This window comes from Nocardia sp. NPDC041819, from assembly GCF_055590505.1.
Genome location: NZ_JBVJAP010000005.1, coordinates 244,548 through 269,710, shown reverse-complemented (window position 1 = coordinate 269,710; position 25,163 = coordinate 244,548). Strand labels below are relative to the sequence as shown.

Genomic DNA, 25,163 nt, shown 5'->3' with positions numbered 1-25,163 from the left:
CATGAACGAGGACACAATGGTTCGTCAGGCACCGGCCGGCACACTCGACTGGCTGCTCACCAATCTGGTGACAACGACGTCGGGCGCCGAACACGCCGTGGTGCTGTCCGCGGACGGTCTGGCGCTGGCCGGGTCCGACGGTTTCGAGCGGGAGGATCTCGAGCATCTGGCCGCCATGTCGTCGGCCCTGCACAGCCTGGCTCGTGGTGTGGGCACGCGTTTCGCCAAGGGCCCGCTGCATCAGACCGTTGTCGAGCTCGAGCACGGTTATCTGCTGGTCACCGAGGCCGGGCACGGCGCGTGTCTGGCCTTGCTGACCGACGCCGACGCGGATCTCGGCCTGATCGCCTACGAGATGAACGTGATCGTCGGCCAGGTGCGTGAGCATCTGTCGGCGGCGCCGAGAACCTCGATGTCGACGCGAGTGCCGTGAGTGAGGGGCCGGATGAGGTGTGGGGCTACGAGGACGACGACCCGGGGCCCTTGATTCGGCCGTTCGCGCTGACCCGCGGCAGAGCGGGCAGGGATCTGCCGGAGCTGGACATCCTGACCCTGGTGATCTCGGTCGGCTACGACTCCGACGTGAGCAAGCTCGACCGCGAGTACGCCCGGATCTTCCAGCTGTGCCGCCATCAGCCGTTGTCGATCGTCGAAATCGCCGCCCACTTGAAATTGCTGCTGGTCACCGTGAAGGTGCTGGTCAGCGACCTCATCGCGGCCGGCTATGTGATCTTCCGATCTCCACCGAGGGCCGAGGAAGGCCCCGACCCCGAACTACTGCAGGCGGTATTGGATGGCATACGCAACCTCTGACGGACGCGGTTCGGCGGTCATGTCCACCGAACTGGCGGTGAAGATCCTGGTGGCCGGGGGATTCGGGGTCGGAAAGACGACAATGGTCGGTGCGATCAGCGAGATCACCCCACTGCGCACCGAGGAACAGCTCACCGAACTGAGTAGTTCCGTGGACGATCTGCGCGGTATCGAAGGCAAGCAGACCACCACGGTGGCATTGGATTTCGGCCGGATCACGATCAATCCGCGGGTGATCTTGTACCTGTTCGGTACTCCCGGGCAGGACCGGTTCTGGTTCCTGTGGCCGGAACTGTCGCGTGGCGCGCTCGGCGCGGTGGTGCTGGTCGACACTCGGCGGCTGGCCGACAGTTTCGCCGCGGTGGATTACTTCGAGTCCCGGCGGATTCCGTTCGTGGTCGCGGTGAACTGCTTCGACGGCGCGGATCGGTATACGCCTGGAGAGATCGGCGCCGCGTTGAGTGTGCCCACCCATGTGCCGATCATGCAGTGTGATGCGCGTGATCGCGCGTCGTGCAAGGAGGTACTGGTCTCCCTGTTCGAATACATCATGGCGAGCACCACCGCCGTGCGGACGCATCTGAGTTGAATTCTAAAGGCGCACAACAACTCTGGCGCAAACTAGCAAAGCACAATATATTATTTGCTGTCCGGGATCCGGATGCGAACCTCATCGAAAGGTCAACCAATGAGCGATCTGCTCGACCTCGTCAACGTGCACTACGCCGGCCTCGAAGGCGGCGATCTGGAACTGGCCGCGAGCCCCTTCACCGAGGATGTGGCGGCGCAGTTCCCGTCCGGCCCGCTCACCGGGATCGAGGCGCTGCGCGGGATGATCGGCGCCTTCATCACCGCGTTCCCCGGGATGAAGATCGAGCGTCGCAACACCTGGGTCGACGGTGACACCGCGATCGCCGAGATCGTCTTCACCGGCGTGCAGACCGGGCCGCTGGCGACCGCCGACGGTGAGGTTCCACCGTCCGGTCGCACGGTGACGTTCCCGCTCATCGACACCTTCACCCTGCGTGACGGCAAGGTCGGTGAGCACCGCGTCTATTGGGACAATGTGAGCTTCTTGACCCAGCTCGGCCTGATGCCCGCCCAGGGCTGAGCGGCCCTTTCGACGCGAGACCCCTTCGGCTTCGGCTGGAGGGGTCTCGCTGTCTGTGCCGGTGGCCGGTGTGCAGTTTTCTGGACATTTTGCTGGCGGTTCGGGCCATAACCTCCCGGACATGACCTCTGATTCAATGTCGACAGGTGGTTCGGGGACGCGGCGCGCGCGAGCGGGCTGGGTGCTCGCCCTCGCGGCGACCGTTCTGCCCGGCTTCACGGCGACAGCACAACCCGCGGCGGCCGACCCGGGCGGCTACCACATCTACGCCCACGGCTTCCTCGGCAACGGCATCGCCGGCTACAACGCTTCCGACACGGACCAGCCGACACAGATCCAGGGCAAGCCGATGCCCGGCGCGCTGAACTGGCCGCAGGCGCCCACCCCGGACGGTCGGTTCCTGTTCGTCGCCCCGGGAACGAACCCCCAGCTGATCCCCTATGCCATCGGCACCGACGGCGAACTCACCGCGGGGACGCCGCTCGCGATGCCCGATGTCCCGGTGGACATCATCTTCGCGCCGAACAACCGCGACGCCTTCGTCGTCGTCGGTCTGCAGAATGCGCAGGTGGTGTCGGTGCGTATCGGTGCCGACGGAACCCCCACCCTCAACGGTTCGCCCATGCTTTTCGGGGAGTCGCTCGACGGCGTCGCCTCTGGCACCGTCTCGCCGGACGGCAAGCAGTTGTACGTGGCCAGCCTGCTGCCCCGTCAGCTGCTGGTGTTCGACATCAATGCCGATGGGTCGGTTTCCCCGGTCAAGCAGCGGGTGTCGACCGGGCTGAATCCGATCTATCCGCGGGTCACCCCGGACGGCAGGCACGTGTATGTCATCAACGAGATCAGCGGTTCGGTGTCCGGCTTCACGCGGGCCGGGGACGGTACGCTCACCGAGGTCGGGGGGTCGCCGTTCCCGACCGGCATGCTGCCGCACGTCACGAGCATCACGCCCGATGGTCGCTTCCTGTATGTGCCGAACATGGGGTCGGGTCACATCAGCTCCTTCGCGGTGGAGCCGAACGGTGTGCTCACCCCGCTGCCCGATGTCGCTTTCGCGCCGGAGAAGCCCGGAGCTTTCGCCGAATCGTCGGTGATGTCACCGAGCGGTGAGGTTCTGTGGGCTCTGGGTACCGACCCGTTGCGCGGCGGCGAAGAGATCCTGAGGCGGTTCACAGTCGGCTCCGACGGTGTTCTCGACCTGGATGAATCGGTCGCGGTCTACACCGGCACGTATGTTGCCGACGGTCGAACGTTGTCGCTGGTTCCCCGACGCTGATCTGACACACAAGGCCCCTCCGGCCTCGGCCGGAGGGGCATTCGCGCGTCGGCGCTATGCGCGGCATCACCGCAGTTATGCAACTGAGTTGACCCGCTCACCGGCAGGTTCGCCGAGGTGTTCAGCTATCGCTGCGTGCCCCGGCGGCTACCCGAGCAGCACCGGAACCGGCATCGCCTTGGCAGTCGGCGCCGTCGGCTGGACTGCGGTGCTCACCGTCCTCCTGGTCGCCCACCTGATGACGCGGCGCGAGCGACAGCACTGACAGGTCACCGCACTGATGAGAATGTGGGGCGAGGCCTGTCAGGACCGGCAAATTCCGCGGATGGGCCTGCTCACGAACCGGTGTGGAACTCCGTGGCGAACTCGGTGATGAGCGAGACCGTGGCGTCCTTGGTGACCGCGGTCGCGCCGCCGTCGACCGGCAGCGCGACGCCGGTGATCCACGCCGACAGATCGCAGGCGAGGAACAGTGCGGCGTTGGCGATATCGCGGGCCTGGCCCGCGCGCCCGATCAGCGTCTCGCCACCGATGCGGTCGCCGATACCGGTCAGGAACTCGTCCTCGCGGTCTCGGCTCACCCCGAACATGTCGGTGATGATCGAGGTGAGGACCGCGCCCGGCAGGATGGCGTTCGAGCGGATGCCGGTGCCCTGGTTCTCCATGGCGGTTTGACGGACCAAGGCGAGCACGGCCGCCTTGGCCATCGAATACGCGGCGCCGTTCCACCCGGCCTGCAACGCGGCGACACTGGCGGTGGTGATGATCGAGCCCGGGCTGCCCTGTGCACGGAACTGCCGGGCCGCGTACTTGTGCGCGGCGACATGGGCCTGCAGGTTCAGCGCCAGCGTGCGGTCGAGTCCTGCCGGAGTGAGGTCATCGATCGGTGAAAGGTCCACGGCGGCACCGGCATTGCTGAACATGACATCGAGTCGGCCGAAGGTGTCCACCGCGACGCTGACGACGGACTCGACCTGCTCCGCGGAGGTGACATCCGTGCGCACGAACAGTGCCGAATCGCCGAGGTGTGCGGCGGCGGCCGCTCCGCGTTCGTCCTGGATGTCGGCCAGTACCACCTTCGCCCCGTGTTCGACGAAGGTTTCCGCGCCGGCAAGGCCCATTCCGCTCGCCGCGCCGGTGATGACGGCGACCTTGTCGTGTAACAGGCTCACAGCGGCCACTGCAGGTGTTTGACCTCGAAGAATTCGCGGAATCCTTCTTCGCCGCCTTCTCTGCCGATGCCGCTGTGGCCGGGGCCGCCCCAAGGGGCGTCGGGGCGCATGCCGCCGCCACCGTTGATGGTGACGGTGCCCGAGCGCAGCCGCCGGGCGAACTCGATGGCGGCGGGCGTCGGTCCCCAGACGTTGGCGTTGAGGGCGTATTTGACGTCGTTGGCCATGCGGACGGCGTCGTCGAGGTCGGTGTAGGGCATGACGACGCCGACGGGAGCGAACAGTTCTTCCTGGGCGATTTCGGCTTCGTTCGGCACACCGGTCACCAGGGTCGGCTCGAGGAAGAATCCGTTGTCGAGGCCTGCCGGCCGGCCGCCACCGACGGGGATGTCGGCGCCCGCGTCACGTGCTCGGGCGAGGAATCCTTCGACGTTGGCGCGGTGTTCGCCGGTGATGAGTGGGCCGAGGACGGTGTCGGGTGCGAGCGGGTCGCCGACGGTGAGGGTGCGCAGGAACGCGCCCGAACGCTCGACGTATTCGTCGAAATCGGCCTGTGGCACCAGGGTGCGTGTGGTCGCTCCGCAAGCTTGGCCGCTGTTGCGGGTGAACCGCAGCGCCGAGGCGGGGACCGCGCGTTCCAGGTCGGTGCCCGGCAGCACGATGTTGGGTGACTTGCCGCCGAGTTCGAGGACCACCTTCTTCAACGTCGGTGCGGCCAGGGTGAGGATCGTGCTGCCGACGGTGGAGGAGCCGGTGAAGGTGACCATGTCGACTTCGGCGGCGGTGACGACCTGTTCGGTGACCAGCGGTGGTCCGAACACGAAATTGACCGCGCCCGGAGGGAATCCGGCCTCCTCGACCAGGCTGACGAAGGCGGCGGTGAGCAGCACTGCTTTGGGCGAGGTGACCAGCACGGTGGAACAGCCTGCGGCGAGGGCGGCGCCGAGTTTGTAGGCGCTCATCATGATCGGCACGTTGTAGGCGACGATCGCGGCGACCACGCCCGTGGGTTGGCGCAGCAGCAGGCTGCTGGTGGTGATCGGGTCGTGGTCGAGCGGCATGGGCTGTTCGTAGCCGTCGCGGGGGCCCCGGATGGCGGCGTCGGCGAACCAGCGGAAGAACTTCGCGGGCAGGTCGACGTGGAGGGTGGGTCCGCTGCTGATCGGGGTGCCGATCTCGGTGGCCGCGAGCCCGACCAGTTCTTCCCGGTTCTCGTCGAGCAGCTCGGCGAGGCGGTGCAGCAGGGCGCCGCGCTCGGCCGGACCGAGACGGCTCCACACGCCACCGTCGAAGGCGCGTCGGGCAGCGGAGACGGCCGCGGTCACCTGGGCGGGTCCGCTGGCTGGGGTGAGCGCCACCTGGAGTCCAGTTGCGGGGTTGATCGTTGCGATGGCGTCGCCGTCACCACCGCTCCAGCGACCGTCGATGTAACTCGCGGCCGCGCCGATCAGTGTTGTCATGCCTGAATCCTGTTCGGGTAGAGATCAATTTGCGAAGGGAGCGGTCATCCCGCCATATAGCCACCGTCGACGACGAATTCGCCGCCGGTGGCGTAGGCGGCACGGTCGGACAGCCAGCACGCCATCTCCGCGATCTCCCGCGGCTGGGTGAGCGCCGGGCCGAGGGGATGCGCGCCATGACCTTTCGGAACGAATGATGGCGGGTGCGGACTTATCCGACGCGGGAAGCCGGCCAGTCCCGGGCGGGGGAGCGCCAGGCGGGCCAGTGGTCCTCGGGTTCGGGCCTGGTCACCGACATGTGATGGAAGCACTGCTGGCACTTCACGACCATGCGCGGACCGAGGAAGTTCGCGACGGGATAGCGCGCCAGCTCGGCCGCACCGCAGGCCGGGCACGCACCGTCGACGGGCACGCGTTCGACGTACACGCGGTCGGTTTCGGGGCGGGGGAACAGGAGACGATCGACTGACATGGGAGTGGTCCTTGCCTTCAGAGGTTCCAGGTGAGGGGAGTGGCGACCGGCACCTGCCAGCGCCCTCGAGCACGCTCGGTCGCCAGGTGCGCACGCTGTGCGGTAGTGGCCGCTTCGTCGACCTCGCCGGCAGCGAGCACGACTCCGTAACCGGCAGCGGCGAATTCGGGGCTCACCAGTCCGGCCCGCGCGTCGGCGGCGACCCGATCGGCTTCGCGTTCGAGTGGGTCGCCCCAGCCGCCACCACCACCGATGACGAACCGCAGGGCGTCTCCGGCTTTCAGGATCAGTCCGGAGAACTTGCCCGTCCGATAGCGCGCGCCCCGGCCGAATTCGCCGTGGTTGGGGTCGGGCCTGCCCTCGGCGTCGAACATGCCGAACAACGGCTCGATCCCGCGCAGATCGAGCGGATCGCCGTGCCGGGCGAGATCGAAATTCTCGATGTACCAGCCGAATGCGGGAGCGCCCGCGCCGCCGCCGTTGGACCCGGGCGCGCCGACGCGGATCCGGTCGGCGGTGACGGTGACCATCGTGTCGCACTCGGCGTAGATCGAATACACCGAACCGGCACCGCCGCGATACTGCCCCGCCCCGGCGGTGTCGATCACCATCTCGTGCTGGACGACGACCAGCGGGCTCTCGATCTCGAGGTGTTCCTGGACGGAGGTGCGGCAGTTGCCGATCGGGATCACGCAGAACGAGACCCCGTCTTCCTTCCAGGTGCCGCCCCAGCCGCCACCGGCGAGCGCGAACGCACCCCATGGCATGCCCTCGTGCCCGGCGCGGGTGTCGATGCCGCCGAGGCTGACGACCACGGCGGTGCCGGTGTCGCAGGCGAAGGCTTCGTCGGTGGCCTGACTCAGCGCCTGGGTCACCACATTGATGCCGCGGGCGCCGATATCGGCGTGGTTGGAGCAGCTCGACGGCGGCAGTACCTGTACCACGCTGCCGGGCGGCAGGATGGTTTCGACCGGCCGCAAGGTGCCGCTGTTGACCGGGGTGGACGGGTCGACCATCAGCTTGACCGCCTCGATGCAGCGGGTGGCCTCGCACCAGGCGGTACCGCAGTTGCCCAGCGGCTGACGGCCGGAACCGGAGAAGTCGATTTCCATCGAATCCCCGCGGACCTTCACGGTCACGTGCACGGGGATCGCTTCGTCGCTCACGCCGTCCTCGTCGAGGAAGTCCTCGGCCGTGTAGTCGCCGTCGGGGATGCTCGCGATACCGCGGCGCATGCTCGCCTCGGTGGATTCGATGGCATAGCGTCCCGCCGCACGGATCTTGTCCAGGCCGCTGCGGGCGACGAGTTCCTGCAGCTGCCGTTCGCCGACGACCAGGCAGCCGTGCAGTGCGCGCAGGTCGCCGAGCACGAGCTGCGGTACCCGGTTGTTCTCGAGGATGAGGTTGAAGGTCGGCCGCACCGGAACGTCATTGGCGTACAACAGTGTCGGCGGCAGTTTGAGCTGTTCCTCGAAATGGGTCTGGGTGCCGTTGGAGAAGCCGCCGGGGATCGCGCCGCCGAGGTCGACCAGGTGCGAGGTGGAGTGCAGCAGGAACTCCACGCGGCCGTTCACGAACACCGGACGCAGCAGGTTCACGTCGGACTGGTGGATGGTGCCGCGCCACGGGTCGTTGACGAAGATGACATCACCGGGCTGCATCGTGTCGACGTCCCAGTCGTCCATCACGAAGTTCGCGATGTGCGGTGCGGTGAAGGCGTGCTGCATGCAACCCTCCCACAGGGCGACGGTCTCCCAGCCGTCGTCGGTGCGCATGTGGATGGCGCTGGTGCAGTCGAGGATGTCGCGGCAGACCGGGGAGAAGGCGCTGCGCATCAGGGAATCCAGCATTTCGCGGGCGACTTCGATGAGGCCGTAGCGCAGGATGTCGAGTTCGACGTCGACGGCGGGGCCGGGGGTTTCGATGGTGGTCATGGTTGCTCCTCAGGCCTGCGGCTCGATGATGAGATCGAGGTCGTCGTTTACGTGGACCACCCGGCCGGGCAGCACCAGGGTGGTCGCGAATTTCTCGGCGATCAGGGCGGGGCCCGGCACCGGGTGGTGCGGCGCGAGACGTTCGCGGACGTGGATCGGTACCTCGACGGGTTCGGTGGTGCCGGGCACGGTCAGCCGGGTGGTGCGTAGGAAGGACTCGCCCTGCTCGGGGGTGTGGTCGGCGGCGCCGAGTTCGCGCGGGATCACCGCAGTCACTTCGACGGTCGACACGACCACGGGGATCTCCGGTGCCGCGAAACCGTAGGAGTCCTGGTAGAACTCGTGGAATCGGGGGATCAGTTCGCCGACCCGCTCGGCGGTGATCGCGCCCGCCTCGATCGGCAGCCGGTTGTCCCAGGTCTGACCGCGGTACATCGCGAACACGGCGCGTTCGAAGCGCAGGCGCGACACGTCGATGCCCTGGTCCCGCAGATCGGTCCGGATGCTGTCCTGCAAGGCCGTGAACGCGGCCTCCACAGCCTCGGCGTGGTCGGGCGCGAGCGGAGTCATGATGGATTGCGCGCGTGTGACCATCAGATCGCTGCGCAGCAGACCCAGTGCGGAGAACTGGCCGGGGCTGCGCGGCACGATCACCTTGTCCAGGCCGAGGATCCGACCGACCCGGTCGGCGAGCATCGGCCCCGCCGAGCCGGACGGTTGCAGGGCGAACTCGCGGACGTTGAGGCCGCGGTACACCGAGATGCTGCGCACCTTCGCGGCGATGTCCTGGCAAGCGATTTCGTAAGCGGCCGAGGCGAGTTCGAGCGCCGACATGCCCCACTGCTTGCCAGTGGTGCGCAAGGCCTCGACGGCGCCGTCGACATCGAGTTGGATCGCGCCGTTGGCGAACAGGTCCGGCTGCAGGATGCCGAGTGCGGCACACGCGTCGGTGAGGGTCGGTTCCACGCCGCCGCGCTGGTAGCAGACCGGGCCCGGATTCGATCCGGCCGAGGCCGGGCCGACGGCGACAGTGCCGAGGGCGCTGGGCCGGATCAGGCTACCCGCGCCGGAACCGATGCTCTCGACGTCGACCAGCGGCATGGTGAGGGTCAACCCGGTCTCCAGGGTCCAGGTGTCGGTGAGCGGGGTCTTGCCGCCACGAATCGCGGCCACATCGGTGCTGGTGCCGCCGACATCGATGGTGAGCAGGTTCGGGGCGCCGCTCTCGTTGGCGAGCTTGACGCTGCCGCTCACCCCGCCGACCGGGCCGGAGACGAGCTGGAACACCGGTGCCCGGCCCGCGTCCGCGAAGGTCGCCACGCCGCCGTTCATCATCATGATCCACAAGGTGCCCCGGTAGTCCTGCTCGGACAGCCGGGCCATCAAGCGTTCGAGATAGCCGACGACGGCCGGTCCCACGTAGGCGTCCAGCGCCACGGTGGTGGTGCGTTCGTGTTCGCGCGTCACCGGATACAGCGCCGAGGTCTGGATATAGGCGCCGGGCAGTTCCTCGGCGACGATCTCGGCGGTGCGTTGCTCGTGCCCGGTGTTGATGTAGGAGTTCATCAGGCATACAGCCACCGAGCGGGCGCCCTGTTCGCCGAGTTCGCGGGCGGCGCGGCGCACGGCGTCCTCGTCGAGCGCGAGCAGTTCGGTGCCGTCGTAGCGCAGCCGACCCGGAACACCGAAGCGGGATTCGCGCCGCACGATCGGGCGCTCCTGGTGCGGGCGCAGCCAGGTGGGATCGTAGAAACGGTCACCGAATTCGCGGTGCATGCGCCCGATGTCGAGCAGATCGCGGTGGCCGCCGGTGGCGATCAGGCCGGTGTGCGCGCCCGTGCGGCTCAGCAGCGCGTTGATCCCCACCGTGTGCCCGTGCACGATCTCGGCGACCTCGGGCACGGCGACGTCGATCGCCGCCAGCGCCGCGAGGACGCCGACCTCCTGTTCCGTGGTGGACAGCACCTTGCCGTCGCGGACCTCGCCGGTGGCCTGGTTCAGCCCGATGATGTCGGTGAACGTGCCACCGACGTCGATGCCGACGATCCAGTCGGCTTCCCGTTCGCTCTGTGTCATCCCGCGCCTCCGTGCCGTGTGCGGCGGCAGTGCTGCCGCTCTATGTCGCACGTCACTTTTCCGCTCGGCGGGTACGACGACATCTGGCGCGGGTGGGAGATTCGTACGACCTTCGGCCGGTTCGGTGTCATCAGGCGCGCAGCGACCCGGACGAGTTCGAGTTCCGCAACCAGATCGACACCGCTTCCGCGCGATTGGCGGCACCCAGCTTGCGCAGCACGCGGGTGATGTGGGTTTTGACGGTGCCCTCGGAGATGGTGAGCTTGCGGGCGATGCGGGCGTTGGAGTCGCCCTCGGCGAGCAACCGGACGATCTGCACTTCCCGGCGGGTCAGCACGGCGTCGTCGTCACGGCTCAGCGCGATCGACTCCGCGATAGCGTGCCGCGGCGCCGACCACCGGCCCAGCCCGTCGAGCTGGGCACGAATCGCCGACATCCCCTCCAGCACCGACAAGCGAGCCAACTGCTGGCCCACCCCCTGAGCGAAGGCGGACAACAGCAGTTGATCGACATCGTCGAGCACGCGCTGCTGGTGATAGCAGTCCCCGTGCACGAGGCCGACCACCTCACCGTCGACCAGCAGCGGTGCGATCCCGTACGAGGAGGACTTCGTGATCGCCGCCAGCGGGCGGTTGACTCGCGGATGGTCCTGCACCTCGTGTACGAGTACCGTGCGTGCGTCGACCACCGTGTCGTTCTCGACCAGCCCCTGGTCGAGGATCGGCGGGTTCTCCCGCCCGACCGCGACAATATCGGCTGCCCACTGGGGATCGCGGACGACGTGCATCGTGTGCAGTCGCCACGCGCCGTCCACGGTGGAGACCAACGCGCGGTCGAACCCGAGGCCGCAGGTCGCTTCCGGGATACGGGTGAGCAGCGAATCCACGGTGGTCGCCGAACTCACTTCCGACAGCGCGGCGTGCACTTCGCTCACCCGCTGGGTCCGGTTCGCGAGCCGCATCTGTGCCTGCATCGATTCCGCCGCCCTGATCCGGTCGAGAAGACCGATCAATTCGGCCAGCCGCGCGGGAGAGGAGCCGTCGGTTTCGCGCAGTGCGCGGGTGGTCACCACGTCCCAGAGCTCGCCGAGGTTCCAACCACCGGTGGGTGGGTGATTCTCGGCGGGATCGCGGTCGAGCACGGTGTACGCGTGCTCGGCGATCTCGGTGATGGTGGCGTTCAGCTCAGCGACACTGCACTGATTCGATGCGCTGCGCATACTCGGCTCCTGTAATCCGCCAGTATTAAATAAAATATAGTGATCCGGTATTGAGGTCCGCAGTCAAGCCCGCCTCCTGGCTGTGGCCCGGTGCGGCTGGTCAGGGACTGGAGTCGAGGCCGCCGCGGCCCGCGGTCTCCGACGGCAGTTCACCGAACCTTTCGCGGTACTGCTGTGCGAAGCGGCCGAGATGGAAGAAGCCCCACTTCATCGCCGCGTCACTCACCGAAACCACGCGGCCGGAAGACAATTCGCCACGCACCCGGTCGAGTCGCACGGATCGGACATAAGCGCTGGGCGACATGCCTACCGCGTCCCGGAAAGCCAATTGGAGCGCCCTGGCGGTGACCCCGGCGCGGGCGGCGAGTTCGGCGGTCGAGATGTCGGCATCGGGATGAGCGTGGATGTAGGCGACGGCCTCGCGCACTCGCGCGTGTCCGATGCTCGGCGCGGAACCGGTCAGTATCGGTGTCAGCTGGCTCGGTGCGGTGAGCAGAATCTGCGTCATCAGCGTCGACTCGAGTTCGCGGCAGGCCAGCGGCATCGTCGACACTCCACCTTCGCGGGCCAACTCGTCGTAGACGAACCGGGTCGAGGCCAGCAGGGCGCGACCCGCTGGGGAGTCGATGGGGAAGGTGAGATCGAACAGGACCGGCTCGGTGTCCCGGCGACCGAGCAGCCGAGCCGCGTGGCGTTCGAACGGCACGCGGCGCAGATTGATGTGATAGTGCGCGGCGTCTGCGCTCCAGCGGATGGACACCGGCGCGTCGTGCACGAACGCCACTCCGGCCTCACCCGCGCCGAAGGATCGGCGGGTGCCGTGTTGTGCCACCGTGCTCTGTCCCGCGACGGACAGATTCACGTGATAGCACGTCTGCATCGGTGGTCCGTCGATGCGCGCGTCGGTGCCGTAGGCCATCCGGCCGACGGTCAGACTTTCCGATCGCACTGTCTCCAGGGCGAAGTCGATCCCGCGACGCTCGTCGAGGACGAGCTCGTGGTGGGCGAAGGTCGCGGCCACGTGATCGTGGGCGGCGGCGGGATCTTCCGTGCGAAAGGTGCTCACGCACGCCACGGGTGCTGACGACAACGGCAGACCCTCCTTTCAGGCGTGATAGGTATCACATAATGAATATAATATACTGTGTGCAATTCGAGTCATGCTTCGCTCGACGGACAGTGTGCCTTCGCCGGGCGGATTGTGACCCAGGTCTCCCGATCCTACCGTCGTCCGCACGGCACCCGGCCGCACATTTCACCGCCGTAGGAGGACCCGGTCATGGCTGACGCACCGACATCACTCGAGGTGAACCGCGAACCCCGCGACGGCACCTGCCCACGATGCGGCGCCGCCGAACTGCGCGCGTACCCCGTCGTCGCCGAACAGGGCTGGGTGCAGGTGGTCAAGTGCCAGCAGTGCCTGCATTCCGTGACGCGGGAACCGTGGCATCGGCTAGGCCCCATCCAACTGCTCGCAGACCTCGTCTGAGCACCGAATCACTTCAGGAGACACCATGATCGCAGTCGATGTGGGCGGCACGTTCACCGACGTCGTCGCCTGGCGCGACGGGCGGATCCACACCGCCAAGATCTCCACCGACTACGCCGAGGTCGCAGGCCCGGTACTGCGTGGCGCCGAGGTGCTCGGCGTAGCCGATGCGGCGGTGTTCAACCACGCCAGCACGCACGGCCTCAACGCCGTCATCACCCGCCGGCTGCCGAAGATCGGCTTCCTGACCACGGAGGGCCACCGCGACATCCTCGACATGGGCCGCGTGTGGCGCCCCGCCGAGGCCATCCTCGACCCGCATTGGCGGCGCAGTTTCGGCGACGCCTCCAGGCCGCTGGTGCAGCGCTACCTGCGGCGCGGCATCCACGAGCGGATCACCGCCGACGGCGGAGTGTTGTTCGCACTCGACGAGGACCAGGCCAGGGCCGAACTCGAGGTGCTGCGCCGATGCGAGGTCGCCGGCGTCGCGATCTGCCTGATCAACGCCTACGTCGACCCCGTGCACGAAGTGCGGCTGCGTGAGCTGGTGGGTGAGGTGCTCGGCGACGTGCCGTGCTCGATCTCGAGCGAGGTGTCGCCGTTGGCCAAGGAATACGCCCGCGCCTCAACCACCGTGGTCGACACGATGATGAAGATCATCTACTCCGATTACACCGCGGGCCTGGAGAAGGGCCTGAGCGAACTCGGTTTCGCCGGTCAGCTCAACTTCGCCGACTGCGCGGCGACCCTGGTCCCGTCGGCGCAGGCGATGGAGCAGCCGTTCCGGATCGTGTTCTCCGGTCCCGCCGCCGGAACTGTCGCCTGCGCGCACTTCGGCGCGCTGATCGAGGAGAACGACCTGCTGTGTGCCGACGTGGGCGGCACCTCGTGTGACATCAGCGTGGTCAGCGGCGGCGAACCGTTCGTCGACACTACCTTCGAACTCGAGCACGACCTCGTGGTCAACGCCCTCGCCAACGACATCTCCAGCATCGGCGCCGGCGGCGGGAGCATCGTGTCGATCGGTTCCGCGGGCGAGATCCAGGTCGGACCGGAGAGCGCGAGGGCCCAGCCCGGACCCGCGTGTTACGGCCGCGGCGGCACCCAACCGACGACAACCGATACGTGCCTGTTGATCGGAATCCTCGACCCTGACGACTTCGCGGACGGGGAACTGCAACTCGACGCCGCCGCGGCGCGACGGGCGTTCGACAGCCTGGAAACCGAGCTCGACCTCGCTCACCGGGTGCGCTACGCCTACGAGATGGCCGTCGACAACATGGCCGAGGGCGTATTCAACGTCGCCATCAAGAACGGTGTCGACCCGCGTGACTACAGTCTGGTCGCCTTCGGTGCGGCAGGCCCGATGCTGCTGCCCGCGGTGCTCGACACCGTGCAGTGCAAGCAGGTGATCGTGCCACCGAATCCCGGCCTGTTCTCGGCGGTCGGATTGCTTTCCACCGACCAGGTTTTCACGGTCGACCGCAGCGCGTACCTGATGCTCACCGGCGAGGCCGCCCCCGCGATCGACGCGTTGTTCGCCGAGATGGAGGAACAGCTGCGGGCGCGCACGGGCGGCGGGTCGGTACGGATGCTGCGCAGCATGGACGCGCATCTGGCCGGGCAGAGCTGGGAGACCCCGTTCGTGCCGGTGCCGAGCGGCACGATCGACGAGGCCGCCGTCGCCACCATGGTGTCGGCCTTCCACGACACCTACGAGGCCCGCTCGGGCAACCGCTTCGAGATCATGCCCGTCGAAGGCGTGACGTTCCGGGTGCGCGCGGTGCTCGACACCCCCAAGGTCGAATACGCCGCGCTCCCGGCCCGGTCGGCGGCCGACGGGCCGCTCACCTCGATCCGCACCGTGACCCTGCGGTACCTCGGTGACCTCGACGCGGACGGTGTCGGCGCCCAGCAGGCCCGGGTCTACGACCGCACGAGCCTGCGAGCCGGCGATGTGCTCGACGGCCCCGCCGTGGTCGAGGAAGAACTGTCGACCACTCACGTCGGCGCGAGTCAGCAGGCCACCGTCGGTGAGTACGGCGAAATCGTGATCCGGAGGAAGTGACATGTCCAGTCCAGCCATCCCCACCGCCCCCCGGCTGCGAGACCTCACCGATGCCCAGTTCCGCGAGCGCTACGGTGCCGACCGGTTCAGCGTCACCGTGATCACCAACCGGCTGCGCTACGCGGTCGAGCACATGTCGACCGGGTTCATGCGTGAGGCGTTCTCGCCGATCATCCGCGATTGGTACGACTTCGCCTGCACCATCAGCGGTCCCGCGAACAAGGGCTATCCGATGGCCGTGGTCAGCAACAGCCTGGTGGTGTTCCTCGGCACCATGGGCGACGCGGTCCGCAACGCCGTGGAGGAGTACGGGTCCGAGAACCTGCGTCCCGGTGACGTCCTGATCTGCAACGACCCGTATCGCGGCGGCAGGCACGTGAACGACGTGGCGTTCACCCGGCCGGTGTTCGTCGACGGAGAGATCGTCTCCTTCGTCACCATGTGCGCGCATCAGCTCGACATGGGTGGCACGGTGCCCGGCGGTTTCTCGGCGACCAAGAGCAATGTCTACGAGAACGGGCTGGTGATCCCGCCCATGCTGCTGTGGTCGCAGGACGAACCGGTGCGCTCCACCTTCAGCCTGATCTTCGACAACACCCGCTGGGGCGGCATGTTGCTGCCCGACTTCAAGAGCATCTTCCAGCAGTTGAAGCTGGGGGAGCGGCTGGTGCTGGAGAACATCGACCGCTACGGGCTCGGGGCATACCTCGGCACGTTGGACTACTCGTGCGACACCTCCGCCGAGCGGATGCGCGACGCGATCGCGCTGGTACCCGACGGCGACTACGCGGGCTCGGCGCTGATCGACGCCGACGGTCTCGACGACACCGTCGACTACACCGTGCGGGTGCTCGTGCGCAAGCGTGGCGAGGACATGGAGATCGACCTGTCCGGCACCTCGCCTCAGGCCCGGACCTGCATCAACTGCGGTGTCCTCGACGCCAAAACCGCTGTGGGCGTGGCCCTCACGATGCTCCTCGACCCGAAGGTGCCGTTCACCTCGGGCACCTGGCGCAACGTCGACATCGCGGTGCCGCCGGGCACCATCGTCTCCTCGCTGCCGCCCGACGGCGGCATCATGATGTTCTGGGAGGCCTCGGGGGCCGTCGCGTCGGCGATCTTCGACGCGCTCAATCCGGTCCTCGGTCGACACGGCGTCGGTGGTGACTACGGGTCGACCAATACCCACAACGCGTCCGGTCTGCGGGCCGACGGCACCCCGTGGACCTCGGCCACCCAGTGCGGCGGCGAGCACGGGCCCTGGGGCGCCACCCACGTCGGCGACGGCGACAGCTACACCGTCCTGTTCACGCTCAACAACCTCGACCCCGCGACCGAGACGATCGAACGCGATTCGCCGGTGGTGCTGTTGCGCAAGGAACACGCCATCGACACCGGCGGCGCGGGCACCTTCCGCGGCGGGGCGGCCAATCTCAAGGACGCGCTGTGGCTCACCGCGGGTGCGCACTACCTGTCGCCCTTCCGCACCAAACAGCCCTCGGGCGTGGGCGCCAACGGCGGACAGGCCGGGCCCACCGGGGCGATGTGGCTGTTCCCTCCGAGTGACGACGGCGCGACCCCGAACCTGCTCGGCACCGACCCGCGGGTCTACGCCGACAGCGTGCCCGTCGCCGGGGTGCTCGACCCCGACACCAAGGCGCTGGACCCGGTCGACGGTCGCTACCACTACTTCGCCGCCGAACAGGTGTGGGCGACGGGACCGAACACGATCCTGCGGTGCCTCACCAATGGTGGTGGCGGGTGGGGCGATCCGTTGCAGCGTGATCCCGAACGGGTGCTCGCCGACGTCCGCAACGAGTACGTGAGCATCGCGGGGGCCGCGCGCGACTACGGGGTCGTCATCGAGGGCGACCCGTGCCGGGACCCCGAGGGCCTGCGCATCGATCACGAGGCGACAGCGCGGCTGCGCGCCCGCCCCTGAGCCTGATTGCCGTAAGAGACAGGAGACAACTGATGAAGGGGATCGTGTTCCCGGGAGACGGGACGACGGTGCTGAAGGACTTCCCCGAACCCGAGCCGGGCCACGGCGCTGTGGTGGTGAAGATCCGCGCCTCGGGGATGTGTGGTTCGGACCTGCACTTCTACCACGGCGCTTTCGATTTCGACCACGCGGTGATCCAGGGTCACGAACCGTGCGGTGAGGTGTACGCGGTCGGCGCGGGCGTCGACCCGGCCCGGTTCGCGGTCGGTGACCGGGTGATGATTCACCACTATTTCGGCTGTAACACCTGTCGTCGTTGTCGTGCGGGCTGGCCGCAGATGTGTGAGACCGCGCCGGGCAAGACCATGGCGGTGCACGTCAACGGCGGTCACACGTCCTTCGCCCTGGTGCCGGTGGCAGCGCTGCTGCCGATGCCCGAGGGGCTGTCGTTCCAGGCGGGCGCGGCCATCGGCTGCGGCACCGGGACGGCGTGGGGCGCGATCAAGCGGGCCGGCGGCGTCGCGGATACGACCACGGTGGTGTTCGGGCAAGGGCCGGTGGGACTTTCGGCGACGATGTTCGCCGCGTCGATGGGCGCCCGGGTCATCGCCGTCGATGTCGACGATCGCAGGCTCGCCGAGAGCGAACGCTTCGGTGCCGATCTCGTGGTGAATTCCCGCGAGCGGTCGGTGGCCGAGGTGGTCGCCGAACACACCGGTGGCCGGATGGCCGATGTCGTGCTGGAAACGTCGGGTCGGGCCGGTGACGACGCGCTCGCCGTGCTCGGCACCTTCGGCCGGGCCGTGTTCATCGGCCTGCCCGGTCACGTCGAGTTCACGACCCAGGCCGTCTACAAGAACCAGTGGACGCTGATGACGTCCTGGACCATGTCGACGATCGAGCAGGCGCGCTGCGCCGATTACGTTGTCGCGCACAAGCTTCCGGTCGACAACCTCTATTCGCACACCTGGACCATCGAGCAGGCCGAGGAAGCCTACCGGTGGTTCGACAAGCAGGACGCGGGCAAGGGCGTCTTCCTGTTCGACTGACCGCCAAGCCTTTCGCTGACTCGGAGAGAATTATGACCACCACTCATTCAGAGCCGGCGTTCGTCGGCACGGCAAAGCACAACCTGATCGGCGGGCGCTGGGTGCCCGCCGCCTCGGGCGAGACCATCGACGTAGTCAATCCCGCCACCGGTGCCACCATGGGCACCATCGCCGCGAGCGGCGCCGCCGACGTGGACGCCGCCGTCGCGGCCGCGCGCGCCGCCTTCGAGGGCGAATGGAGCCGCTGGACCCCGCACCAGCGTCGCTCGCTGATCCTGCGCGTCCACGACCTGGTCCTCGAGAACTTCGAGGAACTCGCCACCATCGAAACCCTGGACATGGGCGCCCCGCTGACCCGGACCCGAGGCCTGCGGGAGTGGACCTCGCAGGTGCTGCAATTCTTCGCCTCGCAGGTCGACGCGGGCACGGCCAGCACTCCGCCGAACTCGCTGCCCGGCGATTTCCTGACCCTGCGCTATCGCGAGCCTGTCGGCGTGGTCGGCGGGATCATCCCGTGGAACGGTCCGCTCATCGGCCTGTGGTGGATCTTCGGTCCGGCACTGGCGACCGGCTGCACGGCCGTGCTCAAGCCCGCCGAGGACGCGTCGCTGTCGGTGCTGCGGGTGGCCGAATTGCTCACCGAGGCCGGTGTTCCCGACGGTGTCGTCAACGTGGTGACCGGCTACGGCAAGGACGCAGGCGCGGCACTGGCCGAGCATCCCGGTGTCGACCGGATCGCGTTCACCGGTTCGGTGGGTACCGCCCGGACCATCGTGCGCGCCTCGGCCGGGAACATGAAACGGCTGCAGCTCGAGCTCGGTGGCAAGTCGCCCGACATCGTCTTCGCCGACGCCGATCTGGACCTGGCGGTGCCGGGCGCGGCGATGGGCGTGTACACCAACAGCGGCCAGGTCTGCGTCGCCGGAACGCGAATCTTCGTCCAGCGCTCGATTCACGACGAATTCGTCTCGCGCATGGCCGAATTCACCAAGACGATCCGCGTGGGCGACGGCCTCGACCCGAACAGTCAAATGGGCCCGCTGATCTCACAACGCCAGCTCGACCGGGTGCTGAACTACATCGACATCGGCTCCGGTGAGGCCGAACTGGTCAGCGGCGGTAAGCGGCTCGACGGCGACCGCGCATCGGGATTCTTCGTCGAACCCACCGTCTTCGCCTCCGCCACCAACGAGATGACCATCGCGCAGGAGGAGATCTTCGGCCCCGTCGCGACGGTGATCCCGTTCGACGACATGGACGAGGCACTGCGCCTGGCCAACGCGACCCCGTACGGGCTGGCCGGCGGTGTCTGGACCGGGGAGCTCAGCACCGCGCACAAGGTTTCGCGCGGTATCAATGCGGGCACGGTCTGGGTCAACTGTTACGGCGTCCTCGACCCGTCGGTCGGCTTCGGCGGAACGAAGATGAGCGGCTACGGCTGGAAGGGTGGCCGCGAACACGTGGAGAGCTACCTCTACCCGAAGGCCGTTTACATGAACCTGGGCTGAGCCGCCCAGTGAGAATGGCGGGGAGACAATGTCGTCTCCCGGCCATTTTCCTGTTCGGCGAGGACCAGCGAGTCACGCGTTCACGATCCCGGAGCGGGTCGGCGAGGAAGAGCGCCGCCACCGCGGCGACGGCGCCGACTGTCGACACCGGCCTTTTCCAGCAGGTCGCGTTTAGTGGCGGTGCGGGTGGTGCCGACGACCTGGGCGGCGCCGAGGGCTTTGACCAATTGGGTGCCGATGAGTCCGATGCCGGTGGAAGCGCCGGTGATGAGCGCGCTCTGGCCCGTGGTGAAGCCGGCGGTGGTGAGTGCGCCGTGTTCGGTGAGCAGGCCGGTCGGTAGCGCGCACGCGACGGCGGGGTCGAGGTTGTCGGGGCGGGGGAGGACGAAGCGTTGATCGGCGACGACGTGCCGGTCGATCTGTGCTCCTCCGGTGGCTGGGTCAGCGGTGCGTAAAGAGCTGCGGCCGGGATGAAGTTGCTGTTCACCCCGGCCTGGACCCGGTCAGTCGAACAAGTCGAGAAGTGATCCCTCCTTGTCCGTGCCGATTATCCCGACCGGCTTGCTACTGACATCATCGAGGATCGCGTCGAGGTTCGCCTGGATGTCCTCCGGCGTTGCCTCGGGGTTCGTATAGCCGTCGTTCATCGTCAGTGCGAAGCGCTGCATCAAACCACCCTGGCTGAGGAGGGTCTCGCCGGTGATGGAACAGTCCTCATGCGCGAGATAAGCGACAGTCGGGGAGACCATTGCGGTGGTCATCGTCTTCTCGAGCTTCTTTTTGAGATCGTCGGGGATCTCCGCCTCCGCCGCCATTCGCGTGTAGGCGGTGGGTGCGATCGCGTTCACGCGAATACCGACTTTGAGCGCCTCCATGGCGAGTGTGCGGGTGAACGAGAAGATGGCGCCCTTGGAGGCGACGTACGCGCTCTGCTGTTCGAACCCGACCAGCGTCGGCGAAGCGGTGTTGACGACTCGTCCCGCGCCCGACGCGATGAGATGCGGCCATGCGGCGGCCGTCACGGCCGCGGTGCCGAGGAAGTTGACCTCGATGTGCTGCCGGATGCCTTCGATCGCATCCGGGCCGAAAGGCGTCATGTGGTTGATGCCGGCATTGTTCACGACGATGTCGAGACGTCCGAATGCCTCGATCGCGGTCTGCACGATCGCCTCGGCGCCGGTCGACACACTGTCGTAGTTGGCGACGGCCTTCCCGCCCGCCGCGATGATCTCGGAGACCACGTCGTCGGCCGGAGAGGTATCGGACCCTTGCCCCGCGGCAGAAGATCCGAAGTCGTTGATCACGACCGATGCTCCCCGTGAGGCCAGCAGCAGCGCGTGCGAACGGCCGAGCCCCCGGCCGCCGCCCGTGACGATGGCGACCTTCCCGTCAAAACGCAACATGGTCTCTCGCTTCCCTCCATGCGTGGCATGGACGCAGTTCGACGGGACGCGGGACGGCCCATCGAGTCTAAAATATATTGAATAGTATATGTTGGATGAGGTATGTCGAGGCAAGAGATCGGGCGAAATCAGCCGGCGGTGGTCGGCGTCGGCTGTTCACGAGCCCCCAGCCCGCGACGATGTGGATGAGCTGGGCCCTGCAGGTTGTACGAGCGAGTCGGCGCAGTTGGGGTTGGCCTCACGAGGTCCGCGGATTCAATCTCGCTCCCGTCAAGAGCTGATCAACCGCGGCCTTCCGCGCTCACGGGTCGGGAGGCAGCGGCAGGGAGACTCTGCGCGCTGATTCGGAGTCGCCGTAGCGGGTACGCCTACTGTGAACGCAACTAAGCATAATGCGTAATTCTCGTTTGACAGTCGAATAGGAGGAATCCCGGATGGCAGGTATCAAGCTCCGACCACTCGCGCAGCAGGTGGCCGTCGTCGCCGGCGCATCCAGCGGGATCGGTAGAGAGACCGCGCTTCGGTTGGCCGCCGCCGGAACGAAGGTGGTGGCGGCGGCGCGCAACGAAGCGGGGCTGGCGACCCTCGTGCGCGAGATCGAGGAAGCCGGTGGGGAGGCTGCGTATGCCGTGTGCGATGTCAGCGATCGGACTCAGGTCGAGTCTGTTGCCGAGTTGGCGGTGGCGAGGTTCGGTCGTATCGACACGTGGGTCGCCGTCGCGGCTGTGGTGGTCTACGCGGAGTTCGAACACACCACACCCGAGGAGTTTCGTCGGTTGATGGAAGTCAACTTCATGGGCCAGGTGCACGGCTTCCAGGTGGCCCTGCCGCATCTGCGGCGTGCCGGCGGGGGTGCGCTGGTGTCGGTCGGATCGGGTGAGACTGTGATTTCCATGCCGCTCAACAGCGCCTATGCCGCGTCCAAACATGCTGTCGAAGGGATGCTGGACGCGCTGCGGCGCGAGCTGCAAGCCGCAGAGACGCCGATTTCGGTCACCAGTATCAAACCGGCCGCGATCAATACGCCGTTCTTCAACAACGGCCGCAACAAGATGGAGGTGAAGCCGAAGGGCGCCCCACCGTTCTACGACCCGGGTGTGGTCGCCGAGTGCGTTCTGTACGCCGCCACTCACCCGGTCCGCGATCTCTACGCCGGCGGCGCGGCCAAGCTCATGAAGGTGACCCAACATCTCACCCCGAGAGTGGCCGATGTCGTTCTGGCCAAATTCGGTATCCCGATGGAGCAAACGAAGGACGCGGCGACCGAAACCGGCGGCAATCTCTACGAGCCCAGCGGGGACGCACGCGTTCAGGGGGACTTCGGGAAACAAGCGTTGCCATTCAGTCCCTACACCTGGCTGGCGACCCACCCCACCGCACGCCGCCTGCTCTGGGCCGGTGCGCTCGGCGGGCTGGGAACGAGATGGGCCGCCCGCGCAAGGACCGCCGTGTAAGCACCGACGCACACTGCGCCCGACTCGGAAGCTCCGACCCGACGAGAGAGGAAGCTCATGACAACCGACAACATCGAACACGTTCGAATCAAGGCGCTGGCCTGGGATCTCGCGGCCGACATCTACTATCCACCGGAATTCGACGCCGAGCGGAAATACACCACGATCATCAGCGCCCATCCGACCGGTAGCTGCAAGGAACAAACCGCGGGCAATATCTATGCCACCGCGCTGGCGCAGCGGGGGTTCGTCGCGATCGCCTTCGACGCGAGCTTTCAGGGTGACAGCGGCGGCGAACCGCGCCTGATCGAGGACCCCGGCTTCCGTGCCGAGGACTTCAGCTACGTCATCGATTACCTGGTCACGCAGCCGTGGGTCGATGAGAACCGCATCGGGGTGCTGGCCATCTGTGGTGGCGGTGGCTATGCCGTCAGCGCGACCATGACCGAACGCCGCATCAAAGCCCTGGGTACGGTGACCGGCGCCAACGTCGGGCGGCGGATGCTCGAGGGATTCACCGAATACGACCCGCTCGGCGCGCTCGAGGCGATGGCCGCGCAGCGCACCGCCGAGGCTCGTGGCCAGGATGAGCAGGTCAACGATCTGCTGCCGCCGTCGCCGGAAGCTGCCGAGCAGGCAGGCCTGACCGATGTCGACCTGGTCGAGGCGACCGAGTACTACAAGACCGATCGTGGGCGTAAACCCAACGGTCGCACCAGCTTTCTGTTCTCCCGGCAGGCCCGCCTCGTCGGCTGGGACGCCTATACCCGCGCCGAGATCCTGCTCACCCAGCCGTTGTGCATCGTCGTCGGCGACAAACCCGGCGCGTTCGGCGCCTACCGCGACGGGTTCGAGCTCTACCAGCGTGCCGCGTCCACCGACAAGGACCTCGTCGTCTTGGAGGGCGTGACGCACTACGACCTCTACGACAAGCCCGAAGCGGTGTCGCAGGCGTTGGACCGCCTCGTGCCCTTCTTCAAGGACCATCTCTGACCGGTGGCTTTGAACGCCGTCGAGGTCCAGACCGTAGGCCGAGTCGAAGACGCCCAGGTCGGCTTCGCCGCGGGGCGGCGCTGCGATGGCCGGTTGACGAGCACCCCGGCATTCGCGGGTTCGCGGCTCGGCCGAGTGGCGCTGAGGGCGCTCGCGGGGTCTGTACCTCCCGGGAGTGGGAAGATCCACGGCTGGGACGGAGTGTTCGGGAACGGGATACCCTCGGCCCCTTGCGGCTGCCCGAATGTGAAGGCCCAGAGGAGGACTCGATGGGTACCCAACGCACCGTGCGGGAGGTCGTTGACCTGATCGTCGAACTCGGTCTCGTCGATCCGGACATCCTCGCGCGGCTGCCCTTCGTGGCGGAATCGGTCGAGGAGCCGCTGACCTATTACGGACACACCGAGCAGAGTGCCGTACTCAATCTGCTCAGCGAGGTCGGCATCCGATACAGCTTCAGCTACAAGGCATTTCGTGGCATCGATGACTGCACCGACGACGAGCGGCGGGAGTGGTACGAGTCGGCCTTGCAGTCGATCGCCGCCTGCAGCCGCGGCGTGGTGACCATCACCGATGTACGGCTGGTGGAGAGGGAGTCGAACTGGGAACTCCTGTTCGATTCCAACGGTGTCACCGAATCGTGGCCGGTCTATCCTGGCGACGACGAGGACGTGGAAGCCTCGCTCGTCTTCGCGACCTATCTCACCGGAATTCACACCGGTGTCGCTGAACGATTCTGTTCGGTCGACCCGCCGGACGAAGATGTCAGCGGGGAAGCCGTCTTCGGTGATCCGAAGGCGCTCGCTCGCCTGGGTGCGCATTTCGGCCTCACCTTCGGGCCATAGATCGGCGGGCGATCATCGCCGGCCCGGCGCCGAGCCGGTCCAGCCGCAGACTGCACCTCTCTCGCCAATCCTGCACGGTGACGATGGACCCCATCGTCCCTGGGCGCTCGGTATGTCGATGCGCCCGAACGTCCGCTGTGATCAGGTCTCGAGGTAGGCGACTATGCCGCCGATCAGAGCCTGCATGGCGTCGTCGAGGTTGCCATAGGTGCCCAGAGTGCGTTCGGATGTGATCCCGCGCATGGCTGCGGGGAGGAGCGCGGCTACCTGCCGCACTTTGACCGGGTCGAGTTCAAGATCTACGAATGCTTTCTGGCAAGCCTTGTCCCAGTGTGGTTTCCATGAGGCGAGTTCAGCGGCGGTGCGGGGGTAGTCGCGTTCGAGTTCGGCGTGGTCGCGGGGAAGGGCGGCGCGGAGAGTTTCGATGGCAAGCGATTCGGGCCTGCGCAGTCCTACGGCCATGGCCGTGATCATCGCGGTCACTCGTTCATGCAGCGTGCCGTCGGGTTTGATTCCGGCGGGCAGGTCGCCGCGTTTGTCGGCGGTGTAGCGCAAGACCGCTGCCCACAGGCCGTCGATGTCGCCGAACTGGTATTTCACCACGCTCCAGGTCGCACCGATGTCACGGGCGATCCGGTTGCCGGATACCGCCGCGGGGTCGCCGGAGGCCAGTGAGGCGATCGCCGCCTCGAGCATGCTTTCCCGGGATTGAATCCCGCGCCGGTTGGCACGTCGTCCGCTTGCCGCCACCTCCGCCACAATGCCGGAGTCTATCGGCCTCGGTCGGCGACTCCAAGTTTCGTAGAACCCTCTTGAATACTTTAGCAGAGGGTTCTACGATCAGATCGTCCCGAGGCCGGGATTCAAAGCCGAGCTGCC

General features: G+C 67.2%; 22 protein-coding genes. 13 read left to right on the top strand and 9 right to left on the bottom strand.

All coding sequences use genetic code 11. The features are described 5' to 3' along the window. Position 1: 1 nt before the first annotated feature. From ACZ6DL_RS18235 to ACZ6DL_RS18215, 5 genes are all read left to right on the top strand, one after another. Positions 2 to 433 (top strand): roadblock/LC7 domain-containing protein, encoded by a 432-nt coding sequence (locus tag ACZ6DL_RS18235; RefSeq protein ID WP_466052457.1) that lies wholly within the window; start codon positions 2 to 4, stop codon positions 431 to 433. Then, a complete protein-coding gene (locus ACZ6DL_RS18230; protein WP_466052456.1) occupies positions 430 to 813 on the top strand; it encodes a DUF742 domain-containing protein in 384 nt (127 codons plus the stop codon). The genes ACZ6DL_RS18235 and ACZ6DL_RS18230 overlap by 4 nt, the downstream gene beginning before the upstream one ends. A 19-nt stretch (positions 814 to 832) precedes the next feature. Then, positions 833 to 1,402, top strand: a complete 570-nt coding sequence (locus tag ACZ6DL_RS18225; protein WP_466052454.1) for a GTP-binding protein — start codon at positions 833 to 835, stop codon at positions 1,400 to 1,402. Between the two features lie 99 nt (positions 1,403 to 1,501). Continuing rightward, on the top strand, positions 1,502 to 1,924 hold the full coding sequence (locus tag ACZ6DL_RS18220) for an ester cyclase (protein ID WP_185757115.1): 423 nt from the start codon (positions 1,502 to 1,504) through the stop codon (positions 1,922 to 1,924). A 121-nt stretch (positions 1,925 to 2,045) separates the two neighbouring features. Next, positions 2,046 to 3,200: a lactonase family protein gene (locus tag ACZ6DL_RS18215; protein WP_466052451.1), complete on the top strand. Its 1,155-nt coding sequence runs from the start codon at positions 2,046 to 2,048 to the stop codon at positions 3,198 to 3,200. Positions 3,201 to 3,535: 335 nt separating this feature from the next. Here the strand turns inward: ACZ6DL_RS18215 and ACZ6DL_RS18210 are convergent, their stop codons facing one another. The 7 genes from ACZ6DL_RS18210 to ACZ6DL_RS18180 form a co-directional block, all read right to left on the bottom strand. After that, positions 3,536 to 4,372: an SDR family NAD(P)-dependent oxidoreductase gene (locus tag ACZ6DL_RS18210; protein WP_466052450.1), complete on the bottom strand. Its 837-nt coding sequence runs from the start codon at positions 4,370 to 4,372 to the stop codon at positions 3,536 to 3,538. Further along, a complete protein-coding gene (locus tag ACZ6DL_RS18205) occupies positions 4,369 to 5,832 on the bottom strand; it encodes an aldehyde dehydrogenase family protein (RefSeq protein ID WP_466052448.1) in 1,464 nt (487 codons plus the stop codon). Before ACZ6DL_RS18205 ends, ACZ6DL_RS18210 begins: the two co-directional genes overlap by 4 nt. Positions 5,833 to 6,043: 211 nt before the next feature. Continuing rightward, positions 6,044 to 6,304, bottom strand: a complete 261-nt coding sequence (locus ACZ6DL_RS18200; RefSeq protein ID WP_466052446.1) for a hypothetical protein — start codon at positions 6,302 to 6,304, stop codon at positions 6,044 to 6,046. A 17-nt stretch (positions 6,305 to 6,321) separates the two neighbouring features. Beyond that, positions 6,322 to 8,238, bottom strand: a complete 1,917-nt coding sequence (locus ACZ6DL_RS18195) for a hydantoinase B/oxoprolinase family protein (protein ID WP_466052444.1) — start codon at positions 8,236 to 8,238, stop codon at positions 6,322 to 6,324. A 9-nt stretch (positions 8,239 to 8,247) separates the two neighbouring features. Continuing rightward, positions 8,248 to 10,314: a hydantoinase/oxoprolinase family protein gene (locus ACZ6DL_RS18190; protein ID WP_466052442.1), complete on the bottom strand. Its 2,067-nt coding sequence runs from the start codon at positions 10,312 to 10,314 to the stop codon at positions 8,248 to 8,250. A gap of 130 nt (positions 10,315 to 10,444) precedes the next feature. After that, entirely contained in the window at positions 10,445 to 11,533 is a 1,089-nt protein-coding gene (locus tag ACZ6DL_RS18185) for a helix-turn-helix transcriptional regulator (protein ID WP_466052440.1), read from the bottom strand. 100 nt (positions 11,534 to 11,633) lie between these two features. Next, complete coding sequence (locus ACZ6DL_RS18180; RefSeq protein WP_466052438.1) at positions 11,634 to 12,623, bottom strand: AraC family transcriptional regulator; 990 nt, start codon at positions 12,621 to 12,623, stop codon at positions 11,634 to 11,636. A 189-nt stretch (positions 12,624 to 12,812) separates the two neighbouring features. On the opposite strand from ACZ6DL_RS18180, the gene ACZ6DL_RS18175 reads away from it, so the two are divergent. Genes ACZ6DL_RS18175 through ACZ6DL_RS18155 form a run of 5 tightly spaced genes read left to right on the top strand, consistent with a single transcriptional unit; the run spans position 12,813 to position 19,589 of the window. Next, complete coding sequence (locus tag ACZ6DL_RS18175; protein ID WP_466052436.1) at positions 12,813 to 13,022, top strand: hypothetical protein; 210 nt, start codon at positions 12,813 to 12,815, stop codon at positions 13,020 to 13,022. A gap of 25 nt (positions 13,023 to 13,047) precedes the next feature. After that, complete coding sequence (locus tag ACZ6DL_RS18170; protein ID WP_466052434.1) at positions 13,048 to 15,090, top strand: hydantoinase/oxoprolinase family protein; 2,043 nt, start codon at positions 13,048 to 13,050, stop codon at positions 15,088 to 15,090. A 1-nt stretch (position 15,091) separates the two neighbouring features. Continuing rightward, complete coding sequence (locus ACZ6DL_RS18165; protein WP_466052432.1) at positions 15,092 to 17,032, top strand: hydantoinase B/oxoprolinase family protein; 1,941 nt, start codon at positions 15,092 to 15,094, stop codon at positions 17,030 to 17,032. A 32-nt stretch (positions 17,033 to 17,064) separates the two neighbouring features. Then, on the top strand, positions 17,065 to 18,081 hold the full coding sequence (locus ACZ6DL_RS18160) for a zinc-binding dehydrogenase (protein WP_466052430.1): 1,017 nt from the start codon (positions 17,065 to 17,067) through the stop codon (positions 18,079 to 18,081). 32 nt (positions 18,082 to 18,113) lie between these two features. Beyond that, positions 18,114 to 19,589 carry an aldehyde dehydrogenase family protein gene (locus ACZ6DL_RS18155; protein ID WP_466052428.1) on the top strand — a complete coding sequence of 492 codons (1,476 nt, stop codon included), beginning with the start codon at positions 18,114 to 18,116 and terminating at the stop codon, positions 19,587 to 19,589. A 503-nt stretch (positions 19,590 to 20,092) separates the two neighbouring features. Here ACZ6DL_RS18155 and ACZ6DL_RS18150 read toward each other — a convergent pair. Then, on the bottom strand, positions 20,093 to 21,106 hold the full coding sequence (locus tag ACZ6DL_RS18150; protein ID WP_466052426.1) for an SDR family NAD(P)-dependent oxidoreductase: 1,014 nt from the start codon (positions 21,104 to 21,106) through the stop codon (positions 20,093 to 20,095). A 320-nt stretch (positions 21,107 to 21,426) separates the two neighbouring features. Between ACZ6DL_RS18150 and ACZ6DL_RS18145 the strand changes: the two genes are divergently transcribed. The 3 genes from ACZ6DL_RS18145 (at position 21,427) to ACZ6DL_RS18135 (ending at position 24,284) form a co-directional block, all read left to right on the top strand. Then, a complete protein-coding gene (locus tag ACZ6DL_RS18145) occupies positions 21,427 to 22,446 on the top strand; it encodes an SDR family oxidoreductase (protein ID WP_466052424.1) in 1,020 nt (339 codons plus the stop codon). Between the two features lie 57 nt (positions 22,447 to 22,503). Beyond that, entirely contained in the window at positions 22,504 to 23,439 is a 936-nt protein-coding gene (locus tag ACZ6DL_RS18140; protein WP_466052422.1) for an alpha/beta hydrolase, read from the top strand. Between the two features lie 269 nt (positions 23,440 to 23,708). Then, positions 23,709 to 24,284 (top strand): hypothetical protein, encoded by a 576-nt coding sequence (locus tag ACZ6DL_RS18135; protein WP_466052420.1) that lies wholly within the window; start codon positions 23,709 to 23,711, stop codon positions 24,282 to 24,284. 141 nt (positions 24,285 to 24,425) lie between these two features. Here the strand turns inward: ACZ6DL_RS18135 and ACZ6DL_RS18130 are convergent, their stop codons facing one another. Beyond that, positions 24,426 to 25,043, bottom strand: coding sequence for a TetR/AcrR family transcriptional regulator (locus ACZ6DL_RS18130; RefSeq protein ID WP_466052418.1), 618 nt, complete (start codon positions 25,041 to 25,043; stop codon positions 24,426 to 24,428). Between the last annotated feature and the right edge of the window lie 120 nt (positions 25,044 to 25,163).